Annotated in this window: 20 protein-coding genes; 6 read left to right on the forward strand and 14 right to left on the reverse strand. The window is 61.2% G+C overall.

Annotated elements, in window-relative coordinates:
• Positions 1-4 precede the first annotated feature (4 nt).
• Together DNK10_RS13105 and DNK10_RS13110 are read left to right on the forward strand one after the other, a co-directional pair.
• Positions 5-253, forward strand: coding sequence for a GlsB/YeaQ/YmgE family stress response membrane protein (locus DNK10_RS13105; protein WP_131179288.1), 249 nt, complete (start codon positions 5-7; stop codon positions 251-253).
• A gap of 66 nt (positions 254-319) precedes the next feature.
• Positions 320-853, forward strand: a complete 534-nt coding sequence (locus DNK10_RS13110; RefSeq protein WP_131191853.1) for a DUF3299 domain-containing protein — start codon at positions 320-322, stop codon at positions 851-853.
• Between the two features lie 42 nt (positions 854-895).
• Here DNK10_RS13110 and DNK10_RS13115 read toward each other — a convergent pair whose 3' ends face one another.
• The 10 genes from DNK10_RS13115 to DNK10_RS13160 form a co-directional block, all read right to left on the reverse strand.
• Positions 896-2,038, reverse strand: a complete 1,143-nt coding sequence (locus DNK10_RS13115; protein ID WP_131191854.1) for a lipase family protein — start codon at positions 2,036-2,038, stop codon at positions 896-898.
• Between the two features lie 21 nt (positions 2,039-2,059).
• Entirely contained in the window at positions 2,060-2,464 is a 405-nt protein-coding gene (locus DNK10_RS13120; RefSeq protein ID WP_244216250.1) for a DUF6795 domain-containing protein, read from the reverse strand.
• Between the two features lie 139 nt (positions 2,465-2,603).
• The gene (locus tag DNK10_RS13125) at positions 2,604-3,098 is read right to left on the reverse strand and encodes a DUF6795 domain-containing protein (protein ID WP_131191856.1); all 495 of its coding nucleotides are present in this window, start codon (positions 3,096-3,098) and stop codon (positions 2,604-2,606) included.
• 132 nt (positions 3,099-3,230) lie between these two features.
• Positions 3,231-4,487 carry a TIGR02270 family protein gene (locus DNK10_RS13130; protein WP_244216251.1) on the reverse strand — a complete coding sequence of 419 codons (1,257 nt, stop codon included), beginning with the start codon at positions 4,485-4,487 and terminating at the stop codon, positions 3,231-3,233.
• Entirely contained in the window at positions 4,487-5,395 is a 909-nt protein-coding gene (locus DNK10_RS13135) for a beta propeller repeat protein (RefSeq protein WP_131179283.1), read from the reverse strand. Before DNK10_RS13135 ends, DNK10_RS13130 begins: the two co-directional genes overlap by 1 nt.
• Before the next feature lie 19 nt (positions 5,396-5,414).
• Entirely contained in the window at positions 5,415-6,584 is a 1,170-nt protein-coding gene (locus DNK10_RS13140) for a PAAR-like domain-containing protein (RefSeq protein WP_131191857.1), read from the reverse strand.
• A complete protein-coding gene (locus DNK10_RS13145; RefSeq protein WP_131179281.1) occupies positions 6,584-7,621 on the reverse strand; it encodes a hypothetical protein in 1,038 nt (345 codons plus the stop codon). The genes DNK10_RS13140 and DNK10_RS13145 overlap by 1 nt, the downstream gene beginning before the upstream one ends.
• The gene (locus tag DNK10_RS13150) at positions 7,621-8,730 is read right to left on the reverse strand and encodes a DUF2169 family type VI secretion system accessory protein (protein WP_131179280.1); all 1,110 of its coding nucleotides are present in this window, start codon (positions 8,728-8,730) and stop codon (positions 7,621-7,623) included. The genes DNK10_RS13145 and DNK10_RS13150 overlap by 1 nt, the downstream gene beginning before the upstream one ends.
• Before the next feature lie 13 nt (positions 8,731-8,743).
• A complete protein-coding gene (locus DNK10_RS13155; RefSeq protein WP_131179279.1) occupies positions 8,744-9,205 on the reverse strand; it encodes a DUF6484 domain-containing protein in 462 nt (153 codons plus the stop codon).
• Between the two features lie 29 nt (positions 9,206-9,234).
• Positions 9,235-11,460 carry a type VI secretion system Vgr family protein gene (locus DNK10_RS13160; protein WP_131179278.1) on the reverse strand — a complete coding sequence of 742 codons (2,226 nt, stop codon included), beginning with the start codon at positions 11,458-11,460 and terminating at the stop codon, positions 9,235-9,237.
• Between the two features lie 292 nt (positions 11,461-11,752).
• On the opposite strand from DNK10_RS13160, the gene DNK10_RS13165 reads away from it, so the two are divergent.
• Both DNK10_RS13165 and solA read left to right on the forward strand, forming a co-directional pair.
• Positions 11,753-12,415, forward strand: a complete 663-nt coding sequence (locus DNK10_RS13165; RefSeq protein WP_131179277.1) for an HD domain-containing protein — start codon at positions 11,753-11,755, stop codon at positions 12,413-12,415.
• A gap of 10 nt (positions 12,416-12,425) precedes the next feature.
• Complete coding sequence (gene solA, locus DNK10_RS13170; protein ID WP_131179276.1) at positions 12,426-13,613, forward strand: N-methyl-L-tryptophan oxidase; 1,188 nt, start codon at positions 12,426-12,428, stop codon at positions 13,611-13,613.
• A gap of 191 nt (positions 13,614-13,804) precedes the next feature.
• Here solA and DNK10_RS13175 read toward each other — a convergent pair whose 3' ends face one another.
• The 4 genes from DNK10_RS13175 to DNK10_RS13190 all read right to left on the reverse strand — a co-directional run bounded on the left by DNK10_RS13175 (position 13,805) and on the right by DNK10_RS13190 (position 15,883).
• Positions 13,805-14,293 carry a GNAT family N-acetyltransferase gene (locus DNK10_RS13175; protein WP_131179275.1) on the reverse strand — a complete coding sequence of 163 codons (489 nt, stop codon included), beginning with the start codon at positions 14,291-14,293 and terminating at the stop codon, positions 13,805-13,807.
• Positions 14,294-14,318: 25 nt separating this feature from the next.
• Positions 14,319-14,780: an RES family NAD+ phosphorylase gene (locus DNK10_RS13180; protein WP_131179274.1), complete on the reverse strand. Its 462-nt coding sequence runs from the start codon at positions 14,778-14,780 to the stop codon at positions 14,319-14,321.
• Positions 14,780-15,250: a type II RES/Xre toxin-antitoxin system antitoxin gene (parS, locus tag DNK10_RS13185; RefSeq protein ID WP_131179273.1), complete on the reverse strand. Its 471-nt coding sequence runs from the start codon at positions 15,248-15,250 to the stop codon at positions 14,780-14,782. Before parS ends, DNK10_RS13180 begins: the two co-directional genes overlap by 1 nt.
• Before the next feature lie 90 nt (positions 15,251-15,340).
• Complete coding sequence (locus DNK10_RS13190) at positions 15,341-15,883, reverse strand: gamma carbonic anhydrase family protein (protein WP_131179272.1); 543 nt, start codon at positions 15,881-15,883, stop codon at positions 15,341-15,343.
• Between the two features lie 100 nt (positions 15,884-15,983).
• Between DNK10_RS13190 and prlC the strand changes: the two genes are divergently transcribed.
• Complete coding sequence (gene prlC / locus DNK10_RS13195; RefSeq protein WP_131191858.1) at positions 15,984-18,032, forward strand: oligopeptidase A; 2,049 nt, start codon at positions 15,984-15,986, stop codon at positions 18,030-18,032.
• Positions 18,029-18,304: a YheV family putative zinc ribbon protein gene (locus tag DNK10_RS13200; protein ID WP_131191859.1), complete on the forward strand. Its 276-nt coding sequence runs from the start codon at positions 18,029-18,031 to the stop codon at positions 18,302-18,304. Before prlC ends, DNK10_RS13200 begins: the two co-directional genes overlap by 4 nt.
• The last annotated feature ends 107 nt before the right edge of the window (positions 18,305-18,411 follow it).

Genomic DNA, 18,411 nt, shown 5'->3' on the forward strand with positions numbered 1-18,411 from the left:
CGTCATGGGTATTATCGGCACTATCTTAATCGGCCTGATCGTGGGTTTGATCGCCCGTTTTCTCAAGCCTGGTAATGACAGCATGGGCTGGATCATGACCATCCTCCTGGGTATTGGTGGCTCCATCGCCGCGACCTACGGTGGCCAGGCACTGGGCATCTACAGAGCAGGTGAAGGTGCTGGTTTCATCGGTGCGGTGGTTGGTGCGATCATCCTGCTGGTGATCTATGGCGTGATCACCAAGAAGAGTTGAACCGGTAGCTGGACGCATCGACGACTGGCTGCTCCCCGTTGGCCATTACCACCATGAGTTCCGTCGATGCGTTCCCTGCTCCTTGTTCTGCTGTTGATCTGCGGCATCGCCCGCGCCGAACTACCGGAAACCGACTGGTTGGAGCTGATGCCCGAAGAGGATCAGCGCGCGCTGGAGCAGATGCCGGAGATCACCCACGACGGCCCGGAAGCGGCTGGCAGCTTCGATAGCAAGGGTGGTCTCAAGCAGCAGGAAAAGGGTCTGCCCGCGGTCATGTATTCGGCCAAGACAGTACCGGCCATGGACGGCAAACAGATCCGTCTCGGCGGTTATCCAGTACCGCTGGAAACCGATAACGCCGGGCGCAGCACGTTGTTCTTCCTGGTGCCATATCCTGGCGCTTGCATCCACGTACCACCACCACCGCCCAACCAGTTGGTACTGGTGCGCTATCCCAAGGGCATTGCCCTGGCCGATATCTACGAACCACTCTGGGTCAACGGCACGCTGAAGATCGAACCGGTCAGCAACGATCTGGCCGATGCGGCCTATGCGCTGGATGCCAGCAGCGCGCGGATGGTCGAGGAAAGCGATCTGTGAGGGAACTGCGGCGCCTGTGCAGCGCCGCGTTTCTTCGTTGCCTCAGGCGCGGAAGACCAGTTGCATGGCCTGGCGGGCCATATTGACCACCGTTCTGGCCAGCAGATCCAGCACCCAACGCAGGAACGCCGTGGTGATATCCGCCGTAGACGGTATGGCACGCCCCAGAAAGTTGAAAATCTTGGCGATCAGGTTGCGCAGCGAATCGCTGATGTCCTTACAGACCTGAGCACCCTGCACGAGAATGCCGGCGATCTGATCCAGAATCGTCATTCCCGTGGTGATGACGCTGCCTATCACCACGTTGGCGGCCTTTTTCAACAGATACTGCATGGCTCTGGAAATCATCCACAACGTAGTGGCGGAATGCATCGTGCCGCCGTAGCTGGCACTTTCCAGCCAGATATCGATATCGCGAGCGAGCGGCGGCTCCGGGTTGCGGTACAGGCCGGCCCAGGCCGAGTCGCCGATGGACGTCATGTAGTTATCCATCTTATGGGCAGAGCCATTGAGCAGGGCCCCATTCCAGGGAAGCATGCAAACATTGCCATCGACGGGTACATGGCTGAAGGGAAAGATGGGAACCATGCTTACCGGATCAGCAGTGTGGTACACACGATGAATATTGTTTGCGCCCAGTTTATTGCTGACGTTGCGTGCGAAACCGGAGATCCCGACTCGTGGGGAGCCAAAGGTATAGAGCTTGATACCGGCGACGCCTAGTTCGCTCAGGTGGTCGGCCGCTAGCGTCGCAAGTGCGCCGCCCAGGCTATGGCCTACGCAATGTACGGTACTGGGATTACGGCCGCGCATGAAGGTATCGATGTCGGCACGCAGAGATTTGAACGTCTCATTGAAGCCCGCGTGTACAGGCCAAGTGCTAGGGCCACGCTGCAGGCCAGCATTTGCATCCGTCACCCAGTCGGCAATGATGTCAGTCCCGCGAAACGCCAGAAGCACCTCGCCTTGCCTTCCACCAACGCCATTGGCTGCGTAAGCAAAACCGGTTCGGGTTTTGAAAATTGCACCGCTAGTGGCGGAAGATAGTACTGCGGACTCAATATCGAAAAGGTTGCCTAGGCCGTTGATTGATGCGCCTTTGGCAACGGCGGAAGGGTTCATATCCTGAGCGTCGTAAACGTTGCTGGCAAATAGTGCTGCGTACTTAGGTGATAGGGGGTTCATCCTTTTTCCCTTTTAGCTGAGTTAGTCCGACGTACAGATACCGTAGCTGTTGCTTTCCGGATGAGGCCCGGGTTTGTCGGTTAGTTCGCACCTGAGGCGCAACGGCTTTCCGCCTAACTCACCTAGATCCTCGTAGTTCCGCTTGCTTTGATACCAGCCTTCGTATTCCTTGCCTTCATAGCGGAAAATGATGTTTTGAATAATCACGGGCTCGTGGGGTAGCAGGCCTGCAGTCATCGACTTTCCGGTTATTTTTGAGAAATGAAAACGTCCTGATTTATCCGTAATGGTTTTCTTGGTTCCGCGTTCGTCTTTCCAGCGCCAGTGATACTGCTGTTCGACCTCGACGCCTTCTACAGGCTGGCCGTTGAGCAATACGGTGCCCTCGACCTCGGAAAACAGATAAAGCGTTTTGGAAAAAGCCATGGCTTGCCCCTGTGTTAATAGTCCGATTAAAAGCACTGCACAGCACGAAAGGCTACGGTACACAGTCACTTCCCTCTTGTTTGCTTACAGGCAAAATTATCAGTGGAGATGCAATCTGCATCTGGCGTTTTAATTGAGCTCAATCAGTGTGTTCTTCTGACCCCGAACCCTGCAGGATGCAGATTCCAAAGATTTCCGTTTCACGGTGGGCGATAGGCTCGGTGTTCAGGTCGCAGGAAAATTTCAATCGGCGATCCTTCACTTCACCCAGGTTGTCGTAGTTGTGCTTGGTAAAGACCCAGCCTTTGTGCACCTTGCCTTGGTGGTGTATGCGTAGTGTTTGAAAGACCACTGGTTCGTGGGGCAGGAGTGACCACAAAAGGGATTTGGCTGTGATCTCGGGAAAGTGATAACGCCCGGAGGCGTCGGTCAGCGTGCGCTCCGTTTTCAAATCGTCCTTCCAGTGGCAAATCCGCTCCACCTCGGCGCCTTCGACCGGCTGCCCGTCGAGCAGAACGATGCCCTCTACTTCGGAAAACAGATACAGCGGTTGGGTGAATGCCATGGCCTGTCCCTGCAGCAGTAGTCCCAGCAATACCAGCATCCAGCGGGTTGCGTTCTGATGGGTGTTCATGCCGGCCGTTGGCCTGATTGAGTGCGATCAACGCGCTCGATCCATGAATAGGTCATGGAGTATAGCGAGGGGTGCTGCGGGAATTGTTTGAGCATGTTCGCACTCTCCTTGTGCCGTCGATTTGCCTGCTGATCAGTGATTGAGCAATTGCTTCTGCCGGTGTGCTGGTGCATCCGTTGGAAACAGCGCACTGGCCGGCCGGTAACGGGCCAGCAGGCAGGCCGCAGCCAACCGTTGGCGTTGCATGCCGCTGTGCAGTACTGCCAGGCATTGCTGCTCGCTGAACGGCTGCCCTAACAGATGACCCACGCCCGTTTGCAGGCTGTGCTGTCTGCCTTGCCACCAGTGCTCGACCTTGTGCGGATCGGGCCAGGGCAGGTCGGTATCCGGATCCATATCCACATGGGGGTCATCCGGGTCGTCATTCGGGCCGCTGTCGTAGTCGGGATAGACGCTCAACTCAAGGTCGAGTTCCGCGAGGTCGGCTCCGCTGATCAGCGTGAAGGCTTTAGCGGCGACGCGAGCGAAGGGCAGCTCGTGCATCTGCCGGATCAGCCAGGGGATGGTCTGCGGATCACCGAACAGCCCAAGAGCCTGAATGACCATGCGCCGATGTTCCGGGCTCTGCATCAGGCCGCGTAGCCAGGCGATGCTGACTTCGCGTGGCTGCCAGGCAAGCAGCACTTCCAGTGCCGGCTGGCGAAAGGCACCGGGTTGTTCGGCAAACAGACGCAGGGTACCGAGGGCTTCCTGGTCGCCCATCTGTGCGCTGGCCCAGTTGATCCAGAAGCGCACGCTGTCATCACCGTGCAGACGGTGGGTGCGCAATGCCTGCAGCAGGTCACGGCGACGCAACTGGCCGGCGGTGCGGGCTGCGCAGGCCAGCACGCTCGGGTCAGCGTGGCCCAGGGCAGACAGCAACGCCGGGCCAGGGTCGTGGCGGTGCAGGCCACAAGCCGCCAAGGCGATGCGGCGCTGCCGGGTGTTTGCCGCATTGAGGTGACGTTCGACCAGGGCGGCTATCTGCTGCCAGTCGAGCCAGCCCAGGGCGGCGACAAGGGATGGTTCGCCATCGGGATTTTCTTCAAGGTGCCGGTAAAGGTCGTTCAGTGCGGCGTCGTTGCTCAGCCGCAGAGCCAGTGCCACCGCGGCGAACACTTCGCCTTGGGAATACAGGCTCAATTGTTCAAGCACCAGATGCAGAGCCTTCAGCCCGGCGATCTGTAGCCCATCCAGATGCGCTTCGATACGCCTGTCTAGGTCGTCTAGGTGCTCCAGGTCGTAATGCGGTGCTCCAACGGCATAGCTGCGCAGGCCTGCGAGAAAACTGGCTTCTTCACTATGTTGTTCGAGGATGACTGAAACCGTCTCACCTAGGGACATGTGCATCATGGCGTTACGTCAGTCCAATTCTGGCCGTCTTCTGTCCAGGTCACATGCTTGGGCCCACATGACCAAAGCACGCCATCATCGGCGTGGAGGTGTCGACAGCTGGGCTTGGGCGAAAGCTGCATATCCACTTCAATCAATCTGTCCTTGCTGTCGAGCTTGAAGAGTCCGCTATCGCACGCTAGGTACAGTTCGTCTTTGAACCACTCCATCCCCCATAGATCATCAGAGGTCATGTCCTGTTCGATGATCTCCCAGTGGGTGCCGTCACTGCGTAGCAAAGTCCCCATCTGGCCACTGGCATAGATAAGATCTTCACGTACGACCCTGACCCGATGCAGCACGAGGTTGGTTGGACTGTCCTGCTGTTGCCATTGGTTGTGGCTGCGCAGCCAGATTTCGCCGTTGAAACCCACTGCATAGATAGCATCCTCGCTCAGGCCATCGATCGAGTTGAATCCACACAGTTGGATCTCGCCTCGAGGTAGCACTACCCCGTGATCCTGGCGTGTCCAGTTATCGACACCCTCTCGGCGATAGACCTGACGGCCCATGCCAGTAACGTAGGGAACACCCGCGATCATCTGCAAGTCACGAATAGGGCCGCGGCGCGAAGGGCCATCCAGAGATGCATCGATTTCTTCTTCGCTGGCCCCTGTTGCAGTACTGATGGAGGCAAATCCATCGGGCCCAATGGCAATCACTGCCATTTCGGGGCGATCAACGAAACACACACGCGTGGCATGCCATTCGAGATTGAAATAAAACCACATGCCTTGAGTTCTATCCCACTTGAGTAGTACTGAGGCAGTTGAGCCCTGATCCTTTAGCGTGTCTATCTGTGCAATGGCACGACCGATACTGCGGTTTTGCATGAAGCCGGATAGAAATGAAAGTTCATTCGACATGAGATGTTGTTCCTGAAATCTAGAACGCTGAGGCGCCGCTTGCTGTTGCTTTCTGACTCATGATCGCCTGTGTGACGGTCGCTTGTTGGGCATTGTCTAGCGTTCCGGAAGAGCGTTTGGCCGAGCCCGGATCGCTGCGCAGCGGCGTGTTGTCATTCATGCCGCAACCCTTGTGGTAATCGTCCAGTTGATTACTGACGCACTGGGCATTGCAGTGTGGAAAGGCTGTTTTATGAGCGAGAGTCCCAGCTTCCCGTGCATTCTTGTAAGTCCATTTGGCTTCTGCCGGGTGTCGCTGAAGACTTCCGGCTTTTACCTTCGCACCTGCTCCCGGCCAGCTCTTGAGCACCGGACCGTCGTTATGTGCGGCTTCCATCTGTCCCTGTACAGCATGCAGAATGCCGTGAGTGCCGTCTGCGCGTGACTGCGAGGCGCAGACACAGGGCGCATCATGCTGGTTGTATTTCTCGAAGCCGGGCAGAGATGTGCCACGTTTCCCTGTCACCGAGAAGCAATGCACCTCGATCAGGTGATGGCCCGTGGTCTCGGGATGGCAGCAGAAACCCTTGTCGTCTTTCTTGGGCTTGAGTACACAGGCCTTGGCCTTCTTGCAGGCGTCGTCGCAGTCAAGCCCGTCGGCGACGAGGTTGCCCTTAGCTGTCTTGCGTTTGGGGCGAGGCTTAGCGTCTGCACACTTGTCCTTGGCGGCTTGTTCCTCGTCCTTGCAAACTTGCCCCTGGCTGGTGTCTACCGCCATCTGATTCAGATAGATCCACGGCGGCGTATTCCCCGGCATCGACCCATGGTTATGGGTCGTCAGATCCATATGCCGCACCACGTTCTTGCCTTCGAACTTGACGTCCATCGACCAGGACGTGAAGTACACCTTGCCCTTGATTTTGCCGGTAAGGATGCCTTTCTTCGGTGCGCAGCCGGGCTCGTCGCCGTAGCTGGTCTTGTAGTAGCTCTTGTTCTTGAGCATCACTTCCTTGCGGGTGATGCGGATGGTGCGGGTGCCTTTGGTGGTGTCGCTGGACAGGCCGGTATTCGGGTACGGAATCGGAATGCCCATGGGCATCGGCGGCGTCTGTGGCGGTGTAAAACAGACATCGGGAAAGGCCGCGATGGATTTGCCGCTGGCCGATTTGCAGGAAATTTCCCGGTTGTTGGCGTAGACCTCGTTGGCCATCAGGCAGCTCCTACCCGTTGATAGCTGAGCAGGGCGACGGCGCGTTCGCCGGCGTCGTTGCCCAGTTGATAGAAGACGTTCGGCCCTTCGCCATAGCCTTTGCGCGAGGCGGTCAGGGCTACGGCGAGCATCGCCGGGCCGATGGCCGCGCCGCATTCGCCGATGCAGTCGGCGGGGTGCCAGATGTCGAAGTCGTTCTTGAGCACGCGCAGGGTGCGACTCAGTGCCAGGGCCGCTTCCTTGAAGTAGTACTGTTCACCGGAGATATCGGCCAGGCGGTAATCCATGTGCTCCATGGCGCACTTGGCATCCTTCAATGCGGCCTGGGTGGCCTGGGTCAGGCCGTCGGCACGCAACGGAATGTCGTCGGCTTCCACCGTGGCCTTTTCCAGGCCGAAGCCGAGGCCGATACAGATCAACTGCTCTTCGTTCTGTCGCGCCGGGGCGCCCACTACCACGGCCGCCGCGCCTTCTCCGGGAATGAAGCCATTGGAGTGGCGGCTGGTGAGTAATCGTTGGCGCTGCTCGAAGGCAGACAGGGTGGTGGCGTTGAGAAACGAGTCGACCCCGGCGATCAGTACATGTCGGTGGCCGCCTTCGTGGATCAGCCGGCGCGCATTGAGCAGTGCTACTGCAGCGCTTACCCGGCCACGGGGGATCAGGGTGGACGCCGCGTGGAACTGCACACCCAGCTCCCGCTCGATGTCGTGCAGCAGGCTGTTATCCAGGCCATCGCTGCGGCCAGGGCGATCCAGTTCGGCGATCCCGAGTAGCAGTGGTGTATCGGCACAATCCAGGCCAGGCACCGTCTCCAGGCTTTCCGCGATGGCCCGGGCGGCCATCTTCACCAGCTTGCTGCGGCCCCGCCAGGGCTCCTCCAGCGGTACGCTGGCCGCGATCTGCCATTCGCCGCCCTGGTCGATGAAACGGGTTTCCTGAAAATTGTCGATAGCACAGCGGATCGCCGCGCAACTGGCCGGAGCGCTCAGGCCAACGGCGCTGACCATGCCGCAGGAAAGGATGCTGAGGGCGCTCATCACGCATCATCCTGTGTCGAGCGGCTGCGACTCAGCGCGGCCAGCGAGGGGTAATAATCCTTGCCCAGTTCGCGAGCGCGCCACCATGCCCGGGATTTCTCACCGACCAGCACCTGGGCTATCTCGAACATGTTGCGCTTCAGCGGCCTGCGGGTACGCCAGGTGATTTCCACATGTCCGGCGTCAGTGTCGACCAGCAGGGTATCGATGACGGCTTCGACGGTTTCGTGGCCGCCCTTGCTGAGAAAGTAGGTCACCGGCATGCGTACGCTGGGCACACGGAAGCCTGCACGTTCGGTAGGCGTGAGGCCGAGCAGCAACACGTCTTCGCCGCCTTTGAGGTGATCCGTTTGCTGATCGGCCGGTGCTGCCTGGAAATAGCGTTCGTCGAAGTCCTTCGGCAGAAAAGGGAATTGCTCATCCTGCCAGGCCTGGTCGTAAGTGCCGGCGAAGGCGACGCGACTTTGCCAGTGTTTGCCCAAGGCACCGAGCGCCATGGGTTCGAAATCGCCATGGGGTGTGTCGATGGGTTGGCCGAGCTTCTCGGTACTGGGCAGCGGCATGCCGACGATGGTGCCGCTGCCCAGGCTGCGCGGGTACCAGCCCCGGCCGGCGGGATTGCGTGGGTTGCATAGCAACTGTTCTGGATGACCGGGAGCCGAGTGGCTGCCGCCGAAGGCGCTGGCGTAGGAAATATCCTGGCGCACGAAAGGTTGTGGCGAACCGGCGCCGGTGCCGAGTGCACCCGGCTGCCATTGGCGTGGCCCGTACACGCTGAACGCCTTGCTCACCCGGCCGACGCGGATGCCGACGGTGAGCTGGCTGACGGGGCGGCCGCCCGGAGCATGGGCACTACCGTTCACCAGCACGTCGCAGTGGGGTTTGAACGGCGCGAAGTCGAACTCACGCAGTGGCGCCGACAAGCCGGGGTCGCCTGCGAAGGTGTCACTCATCAAGAGCGGCTGCTGGGCTTCCCGCAAGCGGGCCACGCTGCCATCCAGGGGTAGATCGAAGGTGCCCTTGACGATGACCACCAGATATTCGCGCCCGTCAGCGTCCAGGCCCTGGTTGTAGGCGGCAACCATCCGTGTGGCATTGAGTAGTTCCATGGGACGGACTTCTTCAGTTGATCTGCACCGAACCGCCCTTGACGCGGTTCACGCCGCTGGAGCGGCTGGATAGATAAGTGCCCTTGATCAGCACCTTGCCCTCGCGGGTCAGGGTGATGCTGGCCCTGCCGCAGCGCAGCACGATCTCGCGTTCGGCGCTGAGCTCCAGACGCTCGCCATCCATGTGCGCCACGGCTGCCGGCACAGGTGCCGGCGTTTGCGGCAGGCGCTGGATACGCCCTATCACCAGCGGCTGGCTCGGGTCGCCCGCCACGAACATCAGTGCTACCTGAGCACCGATATCCTCACGGCTGAGCGCCGTGGTGGTGGTCGCGGCGATGCCGGTATCCGATGGGCAGCCGGGGAAGGCCACCACCGGGCTGGCCGCCTGCGGCACGTCGAGCAGGACGCCGATGACCACGCCGTCGAGGCGAGTAGCGGCGGGGGACGCGGAGGTGTGATGCTGGACTGTCATGCTTATCGCTCCATGGCCGTGGGCCTTGCTCAGTTCTGCAGGATTTTCTGGCCTTTCATGACGATGTTCTTGCTCGCCTTGGCGTTGATCGCGCCGGAACCGTCGATGCTGATGTTCTTGCCGCGGATGACGATGGTGCCGTCTTTCTTCATGGTGATGCTGGCGGCACCGGTCTGCAGGGTGATCGAGTCACCGGCCTTGAGTACGAAGTTCTTGCCGACGTGGAGGGTGTCATCCTTGCCGATGCGCGTGTTGCGCTCACCGCGTACGTAGTGCGATTCGCTGCCGCCCACGGCCATGGTCTGGTTGGCACCGATGAAGACGCTTTCATTGGCGGTTACCAGTTCGGTGCGGTCGGCACCGATGGTGATGCGTTCGTCCTTGCCGACGCTTTCCGTGCGGTTGGCACCGATGCTGATGGTTTCGTTGCTGCCGACGCTTTCCGTGCGGTTGGCGCCGATGGTGATGGTTTCGTTGCTACCGACGGTTTCCGTACGGTTGGCACCAATGTTGATGGCCTCGTTGCTGCCGACCTTTTCCGTGCGGTTCACGCCAATGGTGACGGATTCGTTGTTGCCGACCTGCTCGGTGCGATCCACGCCGATGGTAATGGTCTCGTTGTTGTCCACCGTTTCGGTGCGGTCGTGTTTGACGTGCACAGTCTCATCGTTGTCGATGGTCTTGCTGCGGTCGTGACCGACCCAATGGGTCTCGTCGTTCTCGACCTCGATATCCTGGTTCTTCTCGGCATGGATGAACAGCTGCTCTTCGCCCTTCTTGTCTTCCATGCGGATTTCATTGAAGTTGGCCGGCGTGCCGCCCTTGCTCGAACGGCTCTTGGTGCCGCTCTGGGTGGCGTTGGCGGGCAGGTCGTAGGGCACGGTCTGCTCGGCGTTGTAGACGCGGCCGGTGATGATCGGCCGGTCGGGGTCGCCCTCGAGGAAGCTGACGATGACTTCCTGGCCGATGCGCGGGATCTGGATCGAACCCCAGTTCTTGCCGGCCCAGTTCTGCGACACGCGAATCCAGCACGAGCTGTTTTCGTTGGATTGGTCGTGGCGATCCCAATAGAAATGCACCTTCACCCGGCCGTACTGATCCGTCCAGATTTCCTCACCCTTGGGGCCGACCACCATGGCGGTCTGCGGTCCCTGCACGATCGGTTGCACGGTCAGTGGCAGCGGGCGGAATACCTGGCCGGCGTCGATGCAGGTGAGGTTGCTGTCGAACTGGAAGACTTCATCGCCGCGGCCGCTTTCATACAGATCCTGGGTGATGGTGTAGTCGGCGTCGACGATCAGGTATTCGCGGTTCTGGTCGTCGCGCGGGTAGTCGGTCAGGCTGAACAGATGGCCGCTGCCCAGTCCGCGTGCATTGCCCTTCAGGCGAATTTGCTCGTACTGGGCCTGAATCGCCTCGATACGATTGCGCGCGTACTGCTCGCCGTCCTTGCTCTGCACGTATTCGCCTGGGTAATCGTAGAGCGGGTAGTCGGCGTTGCTATGCTCGCGGGCGATACTGGAACGTACTTCCAGGCGCGCGCTGGGGCGCTGGAAGTCATAGTCATTGAGCGCCAGGGAGCCGGGCTGTACCTCGTGCGCCAGGTGCCAGTCATGGATATGGTCACGCTCGCGCATCTGATCCTCGAGCGGATAGAACGGCACGCTGGCGTAGCCCGGCGCGGTGCTGTGCGCACCGTAGGCATCGCAGAGCACCAGCACGTGACGCTCCTGCTCGTGGCGGAAGTAGTAGTAGATACCTTCCTGTTCCATCAGCCGGCTGACGAAGTCGAAGCTGGTCTCGCGGTACTGCACGCAGTAGTCCCATTCCCGATAGGAGCGGGTGAGGGCGTCTTCGAAATCGGAGAAGCCGAGATCGCGGAACACCTGCTTGATGATTTCGGGAACGGTCTTGCTTTGGAAAATACGGCAGTCGGAGGTGCGCGACAGCAGCCACAGCCAGGGCTTGAGGCTGACCTGGTAACTGGCGAACTGGCCGCGATGAGCGGTCTGGCTGCAGCGGGCGACGATGCCGTGGAAGTAGCGATCACTGCCATCGGCCAGTTGCACGGCAAGGCCCATTGGCTTGCCGAGCAGATTGCTGAGCTTCAGCGATGAATTTTCGGACGCCAGGCTCAGTTCGTATTGGAAAAGGCGACCGAGGGACTCGGTTCCGCTCAGGTGCTCCATCACCAGTGCGTTTTCGCCGAGCGGGCTGCTGACCTTGGCCATGCGCGACTGTTGTGTGATTGCCATTTCCATATCCCTGCGATGCCGTCCTGTACCGAAGATAACCGGGAATGCAGTCACCTGCTGAGACGCCGTTCGGAATGTGCGTTCGAGCGGGCCCGGCCTCTTTGGTTTTGTTTTCCGCTCTGGCTGGTGTGGGCACGTCAGTATCAGTGCCTGATCGAGTCGGCGAAGCACCAAAGGTGTCGCAAGCGGTGCGATATTGTCCAGTGATGGCGAGGGGCCATTCTTCGCCGCCTGGCTTGCGAGGCGCGGCGCCTGGCTCTAAGGTGCGGCTTCCGCACACTGCCTCTTGCCGATGCCCATGGATCGTTTTGCTCCCTTTGCGCAGCTGGCCGGCCAATTGCTGGCTCTCTGTTCGCCCTCGGTCGACGACGGCGCCCATGACCTGTCGCACCTGATGCGGGTCTGGGCTAACACCCGTTTATTGCAGCAGGAAGAGGGCGGTGACCTGGAGCTGTTGTTGGCGGCAGTGCTGTTGCATGACTGTGTGGCGGTGGAGAAGGATTCGCCGCTGCGCGCCAGTGCTTCGCGCCTTTCTGCCGCGCGCGCCGCTGAAGTGCTCGCCAGGCTGGGGTGGCGTGCCGAGCGCATTGCCGCCGCATGCCATGCCATCGAAGCGCACAGCTTTTCCGCGGCGATCACGCCGACCAGCCTCGAGGCACGCATCCTGCAGGATGCCGATCGCCTGGATGCCATTGGTTTGATCGGTGTGGCGCGCTGTTTCCATGTGTCCGGGCGACTGGGCAGCGCCTTGTACGACGCCGATGACATCGATGCGCTGCAGCGTCCGCTGGATGATCAGCGCTTCGCCCTGGATCATTTCCGCACCAAGCTGCTGGGCCTGGCCTCTGGCTTTCAGACCGCCTGCGGCGCGCGGCTGGCCCTGCAGCGGCACGCTCGGATGGTCGCTTTCCTCGATGCGTTTCGCGAGGAAACCCAGCCTTTTGTGAATCTGTAGAGGACTGCGCATGCACTACGACGTCATCGTGATCGGCATGGGGGCCATGGGCGCCGCCACCCTTTATCAACTGGCCAAGCGCGGCGTGCGCGTGGCCGGCGTGGATCGCTACGCGCCGCCCCACGACCAGGGCTCCAGCCATGGCGATACGCGCATTACCCGCCAGGCGGTGGGCGAGGGCGCGGCTTATGTGCCGCTGGCGCTGAACGCCCAGCGCATCTGGCGCGAGTTGGAGGCGCAGAGTGGTGAATCGTTGTTCGAGGCCTGCGGCATGCTGATGCTCAGCAGCAGCCAGGCGCCGACCCGTGGCCATGGCACGCCGGACTTCGGCGGTGAGACCGCGGCGTTGGCCAAGCGCTTCGGCATCGAGCACAGCCTGCTGGATGCCGCGCAGATTCGCGCGCGTTTTCCACAGTTCGGCGGTTTCGGTGAACAGGCTGTCGGCTATCACGAACCGGGGGCCGGGTATGTACGGCCTGAGCTGGCCATCGAGGTGCAACTGAGGTTGGCCGAGAGCCTGGGTGCGACCCTGCACAAGAACACGCTGGTCACCGCCATCGAGTCGGTCGGTCAGGGTGTTCGTGTGCAGACGAGCAACGGCACGCTGACAGCGGACAAGGTGATCGTCTGTGCCGGCATGTGGGCCGGTCGCCTGCTCGGCGCGCCGTTCGAAGGCCTGCTCAAGGTATGCCGCCAGCAGCTGTTCTGGTTCGAGCTGGATGAGCCCGAGCGCTTCGCGCCTGATTCACCGGTGTACATCCTGCTGCACGGCGCGGCAGACACCGACAGCTGCTACGGCTTCCCGCCGCTGCCCGGCGAGAATGCCATCAAGATCGCCACCGAGCAGTACCTCGACGGCTGTGATCCTGACGCGGTCGATCGCAGCGTCAGCCAGGCCGATATCGATGCCATGTACGACGCCCACGTGGCTGGCCGCCTGCTGGGTGTTTCGAAGCGAGTGCTCAAATCCAGGGTCTGTACCTACACCATCACCCCGGACTTCAACTTCATCATCGACGCGCATCCGCAGATGGCCAACGTGACCCTGGTGTCGGCCTGCTCGGGACATGGTTTCAAGCATTCCGCCGGGATCGGCGAGGCGTTGGCCATGCAGCACTGCCAGGAGGCGGGCGCGGTGAACCTATCGGCCTTCTCCCTGGCACGGCTGGCTAGCCTCCACAGGCGGGAGCAGACGTAGGGTGGACAACGCTCTTTTTGTCCACCATTGCGATTTCGGAGCGGTGGACGGGTCGGGTCGCGTAGGTGAAGCGTCAGCTACGCGCCCCGATCCACCCTACGACCGTCCGCACGCCCCGGCTCGATGCAGAAGAGGCGCTTTGTCGATAAGACCCGCCCCGTCATATGCCGGTGGGCGTTGGCCTGCTTCCTTCAATCGTGCAGCCAGCGATACATCACATGGCAATCCACCAGGCCCAGGGTGCGATGGCGGTAGGCCTGGGGCAGGGTGCCGACGATGCTGAAACCGTGCTTCTGCCATAGCGCCACGGCGACCGTATTGCTGGCCACCACGGAATTGAACTGCATCGCCTGAAAGCCCAGTTCGCGACCGATCTGTAGGGAATGTGCGCACAGGGCGCTGGCCACGCCCTTGCCACGGGCAACTGCGGCGGTCATGTAGCCGCAGTTGCAGACGTGGTCGCCGGGCCCGGCGGCGTTGGCCTTGATGTAGTAGCTGCCGAGAATCTGTCCGTCTTCCTCGGCCACGAAGGTGGCGCGGGGCAGTTCGACCCAGAGTTTCCAGGCGGTGTCGCGATCCATGGCCGGATCGTAGGCATAGGTTTCCTGGCCCTGGACGACGTCACGGATGATCGGCCAGACCTGCTCGAAGTCGGCTTCGGTAATAGGACGGATATTCACGTGCTCTCCTGGGAAATACAGCGACTCACGCCTTGAACATGCGCGGGTCGTAGGTGAAGTCGTAGATGTCGACGATGCTGATCTGGCTGACGGCCGGATGCTGCGGGTTGATCACCAGGTTGCGTTCCAGCGGCAGTACCGCAGACGGCACGATCAGGCCCAGGTGGCTTGCAGAGCGTAGCCAGCCAGTGCCGAACTCCATGCTCGGGCGGTCTACCGGCAAGGCGTTCCAGCCTCTGGGGAGCTCGCCCGTGTCGGGTTCCCAGTAGAGTTCGGGATCATCCGGCAATTCGAAGCAGGTGATCTTCATCGGCATCGCCGGTGGCCCTTCGGCATGCACGAAGGTTTCCAGGCAGCATATCGCCGGGGAGAGTCCCATATATACCGCAGGCACATCCTGCTCGTTCCAGCGCCCGCCTTCGAGCGCCGCACCGATGCCGGAAAGATCCCTGGCTCGCTTGGCCTTGGCCACACGCCAGGCCCGCATCAGGCCGCGCCACCCCAGTCGAGGGCATTGAGTACACGGCGAACCTGCCTGGCGCCGATTTCCGTTTCGCAGAGCATGACCGGCACCTGACCGCCCAGTGCCCCGTTGGGCCGGGACATCCAGTTGGCGGCCTCCTGCCGGCTCTCGAAAACCTCTTCGGCCAGTTGGCAAACCGTGGCGATCCGATCCAGGCGCTCGGAGGCAACCGGATCGAGGTTCTTGTGTTCGCGCCGCCGCCGCTCCAGCGTCGAAGTGGAGGCGTTGAGCAATCTCTCCAGGCTGCCTTCGGGGAGCACAAAGGCGGCTTTCACGGCCTGGGCCAGATCAGCCGTGAACCCCGTTCTGATCTGCTGCAACCGTTCGGCTTCATTGAGGTTGTCTCGGCCTGCGCTGAAATCCCAGAAGGCAGCAGCGATCGGATGATCGTCATCCTTCTTGCGTCTGTTCTGGCTCACTACGGTGATGCCCATGGCGACCTCCGTCATTTGGTATTTATTTTACGTCAAATGAAGGTTACACCTTCGAGGCGATAGATGCACCGCTTGCCAGAGAGTCTTTGATCAGCGGTCGAAACCCTCCGCCAGGTGCTGATCCTTGAGCTTCACGTAGTTGCCGGCGGTGTAGCTGAAGAAATTGCGCTCCTTGTCGGTCAGTGGTCGCGCCTGCTTCACCGGGCTGCCGACGTACAGGTAACCGCTCTCCAGCACTTTGCCCGGCGGCACCAGGCTGCCGGCGCCGATGATCACCTCGTCCTCGACCACGGCGCCATCCATCACCGTGCTGCCCATGCCGACCAGGATGCGGCTGCCCAGGGTGCAGCCGTGCAGCATGACCTTGTGGCCGATGGTCACCTCGTCGCCGATGATCAGCGGGAAACCGTCCGGGTTGAACGGGCCGGCGTGGGTGATGTGCAGCACGCTGCCGTCCTGCACGCTGGTGCGCTTGCCGATGCGGATGCGGTGCATGTCGCCGCGGATCACGGTCAGCGGCCACACCGAGCTGTCTTCACCGATTTCGACATCGCCGATGACCACCGCCGAGGCGTCGACGAATACTCGATCTGCAAGGTTTGGCTTGGTGCCCTGATAACTACGAATCGTCACGATAGAACCTCTTAAGCTGCGTCAGGCCTTGATTGTAATTAAGATGGACGCCATATCGGGCCAATAAGCCCTCTTATTCATTCCACCACAGGTACCCGACGTGAGTGCGAACAATCCCCTGCTGCAATCCTTCGACCTGCCGCCGTATTCGACCATCCTTCCTGAACATGTAGAGCCGGCGGTGGATGCCATCCTCGCCGAAAGCCGCGACGCGGTGGCCGAGCTGCTGGCCAGCCAGGGCGATGCGCCGCGCTGGGAATCGCTGATCGACCCGCTCGACGAGCAGGGTTCGAAACTGGGCCGCGCCTGGAGCCCGGTCAGCCACCTGAATGCCGTGTGCAACAGCGCCGAGCTGCGCGCTGCCTACGAGGCCTGTCTGCCGAAGCTGTCTGAATACTGGACTGAAATGGGTCAGAATCGTGCCCTGTTCCAGGCCTACGAAGCGCTGGCCGCCAGCCCGGAAGCGGCCGGTTTCGACGTGGCGCAGAAGACCATTCTCGAGCATGCCCTGCGTGATTTCCGTCTGTCCGGCATCGACCTGCCGGCCGAGCAGCAGAAGCGCTACGGCGAGATCCAGATGAAGCTCTCCGAGCTCGGTAGCCGCTTTTCCAACCAGTTGCTGGACGCCACCCAGGCCTGGACGAAGCACGTCGAGGACGAAAGCCTGCTGGCCGGCATCACCGATTCGGCCAAGGCGCAAATGAAACAGGCGGCCGAGGCCAAGGGGCTGGAAGGCTGGCTGATCACCCTGGAATTTCCCAGCTACTACGCGGTAATGACCTACGCCGACAACCGCGCCCTGCGCGAAGAGCTGTACGCCGCCTACTGCACCCGCGCCTCGGATCAGGGCCCGAACGCCGGGCAGAACGACAACGGCCCGGTGATGGCCGAGATTCTCGATCTGCGTCAGGAGCTGGCGCGCCTGCTCGGTTTTGCCAACTATTCCGAACTCAGCCTGGCCAGCAAGATGGCCGAGTCCACCGAGCAGGTGCTGAGCTTCCTGCGTGACCTGGCGGTGCGCAGCAAGCCCTTCGCCGAGCAGGATCTGGCCGAGCTCAAGGCCTATGCCGCCGAGCGTGGCTGCAACGACCTGCAGAGCTGGGACGTGGGCTACTACAGCGAAAAACTGCGTGAGCAGCGCTACAGCATTTCCCAGGAAACCCTGCGCGCCTACTTCCCCATCGACAAGGTGCTCGGCGGCCTGTTCGCCATCGTCGAGAAGCTCTACGGCATCCAGATCAAGGAGCTCTCCGGCTTCGACAGCTGGCACCCGGACGTGCGCCTGTTCGAGATCGAGGAGAACGGCCAGCACGTCGGGCGCTTCTTCTTCGACCTCTACGCCCGCGCCAACAAGCGCGGCGGTGCCTGGATGGATGGTGCCCGCGACAAGCGCCGCGCCGCCGGTGGCGAACTGGTCAGCCCGGTGGCCAACCTGGTGTGCAATTTCACCCCTGCTTCGACCGGCAAGCCGGCGCTGCTGACCCACGATGAAGTCACCACCCTGTTCCACGAATTCGGCCACGGCCTGCATCACCTGCTGACCCGGGTCGAGCACGTTGGTGTTTCCGGGATCAACGGCGTGGCCTGGGATGCCGTGGAGTTGCCCAGCCAGTTCATGGAAAACTGGTGCTGGGAGCCCGAGGGCCTGGCGCTGATCTCCGGCCACTATGAGACCGGCGAGCCGCTGCCCCAGGATCTGCTCGACAAGATGCTGGCCGCGAAGAACTTTCAGTCCGGGCTGATGATGGTGCGCCAGCTGGAGTTCTCGCTGTTCGACTTCGAATTGCACGCCAGCCACGGTGACGGTCGCAGCGTGCTGGAGGTGCTCGAAGGCATTCGCGACGAGGTCTCGGTGATGCGTCCGCCGGCCTACAACCGTTTCCCCAACAGCTTCGCGCACATCTTCGCCGGCGGTTACGCCGCGGGTTACTACAGCTACAAGTGGGCCGAAGTGCTGTCCGCCGATGCCTTCTCGAAGTTCGAGGAAGAGGGCGTGCTCAACCCGCAGACCGGTCGCGCCTTCCGCGAGGCGATCCTGGCCCGTGGCGGCTCCCAGGCGCCGATGGTGCTGTTCGTCGACTTCCGCGGCCGCGAGCCGAGCATCGATGCCCTGCTGCGCCACCTGGGCCTGAGTACGGAGGCGGCATGAGCGAGGTCACGCCGAAACGCTTTATCGCCGGGGCCGTGTGCCCGGCGTGCAGCGAAATGGACAGCATCAAGATGTGGAACGTCGATGGCGTGCCGCATCGCGAGTGCGTGCAGTGCGGTTATGCCGACACCCTGGACGAGCGCGGCAACTCGGTGGCCAAGGAGCTGCCGACCCGCGTCAACGTCAGTGCCCTGAAGCCCAAGGCTGCCGATCCCAAGGTCAAGGCCGTGCAGTTCTTCCCCAATCCGAAGTTGAAGAAAAGCGACGACTAACTAGGATCACACATCAAATGTCGTATCCGAGCGATCAGGCTGAGCTCGTAGGATGGGTGAAACCCATCAATTGCCGATGGGTTTCACCCATCCTACGAGCTAATCCA

The organism is Phytopseudomonas daroniae (assembly GCF_004327275.1).
In the GTDB taxonomy this organism is placed as follows: Bacteria; Pseudomonadota; Gammaproteobacteria; order Pseudomonadales; family Pseudomonadaceae; genus Aquipseudomonas; species Aquipseudomonas daroniae.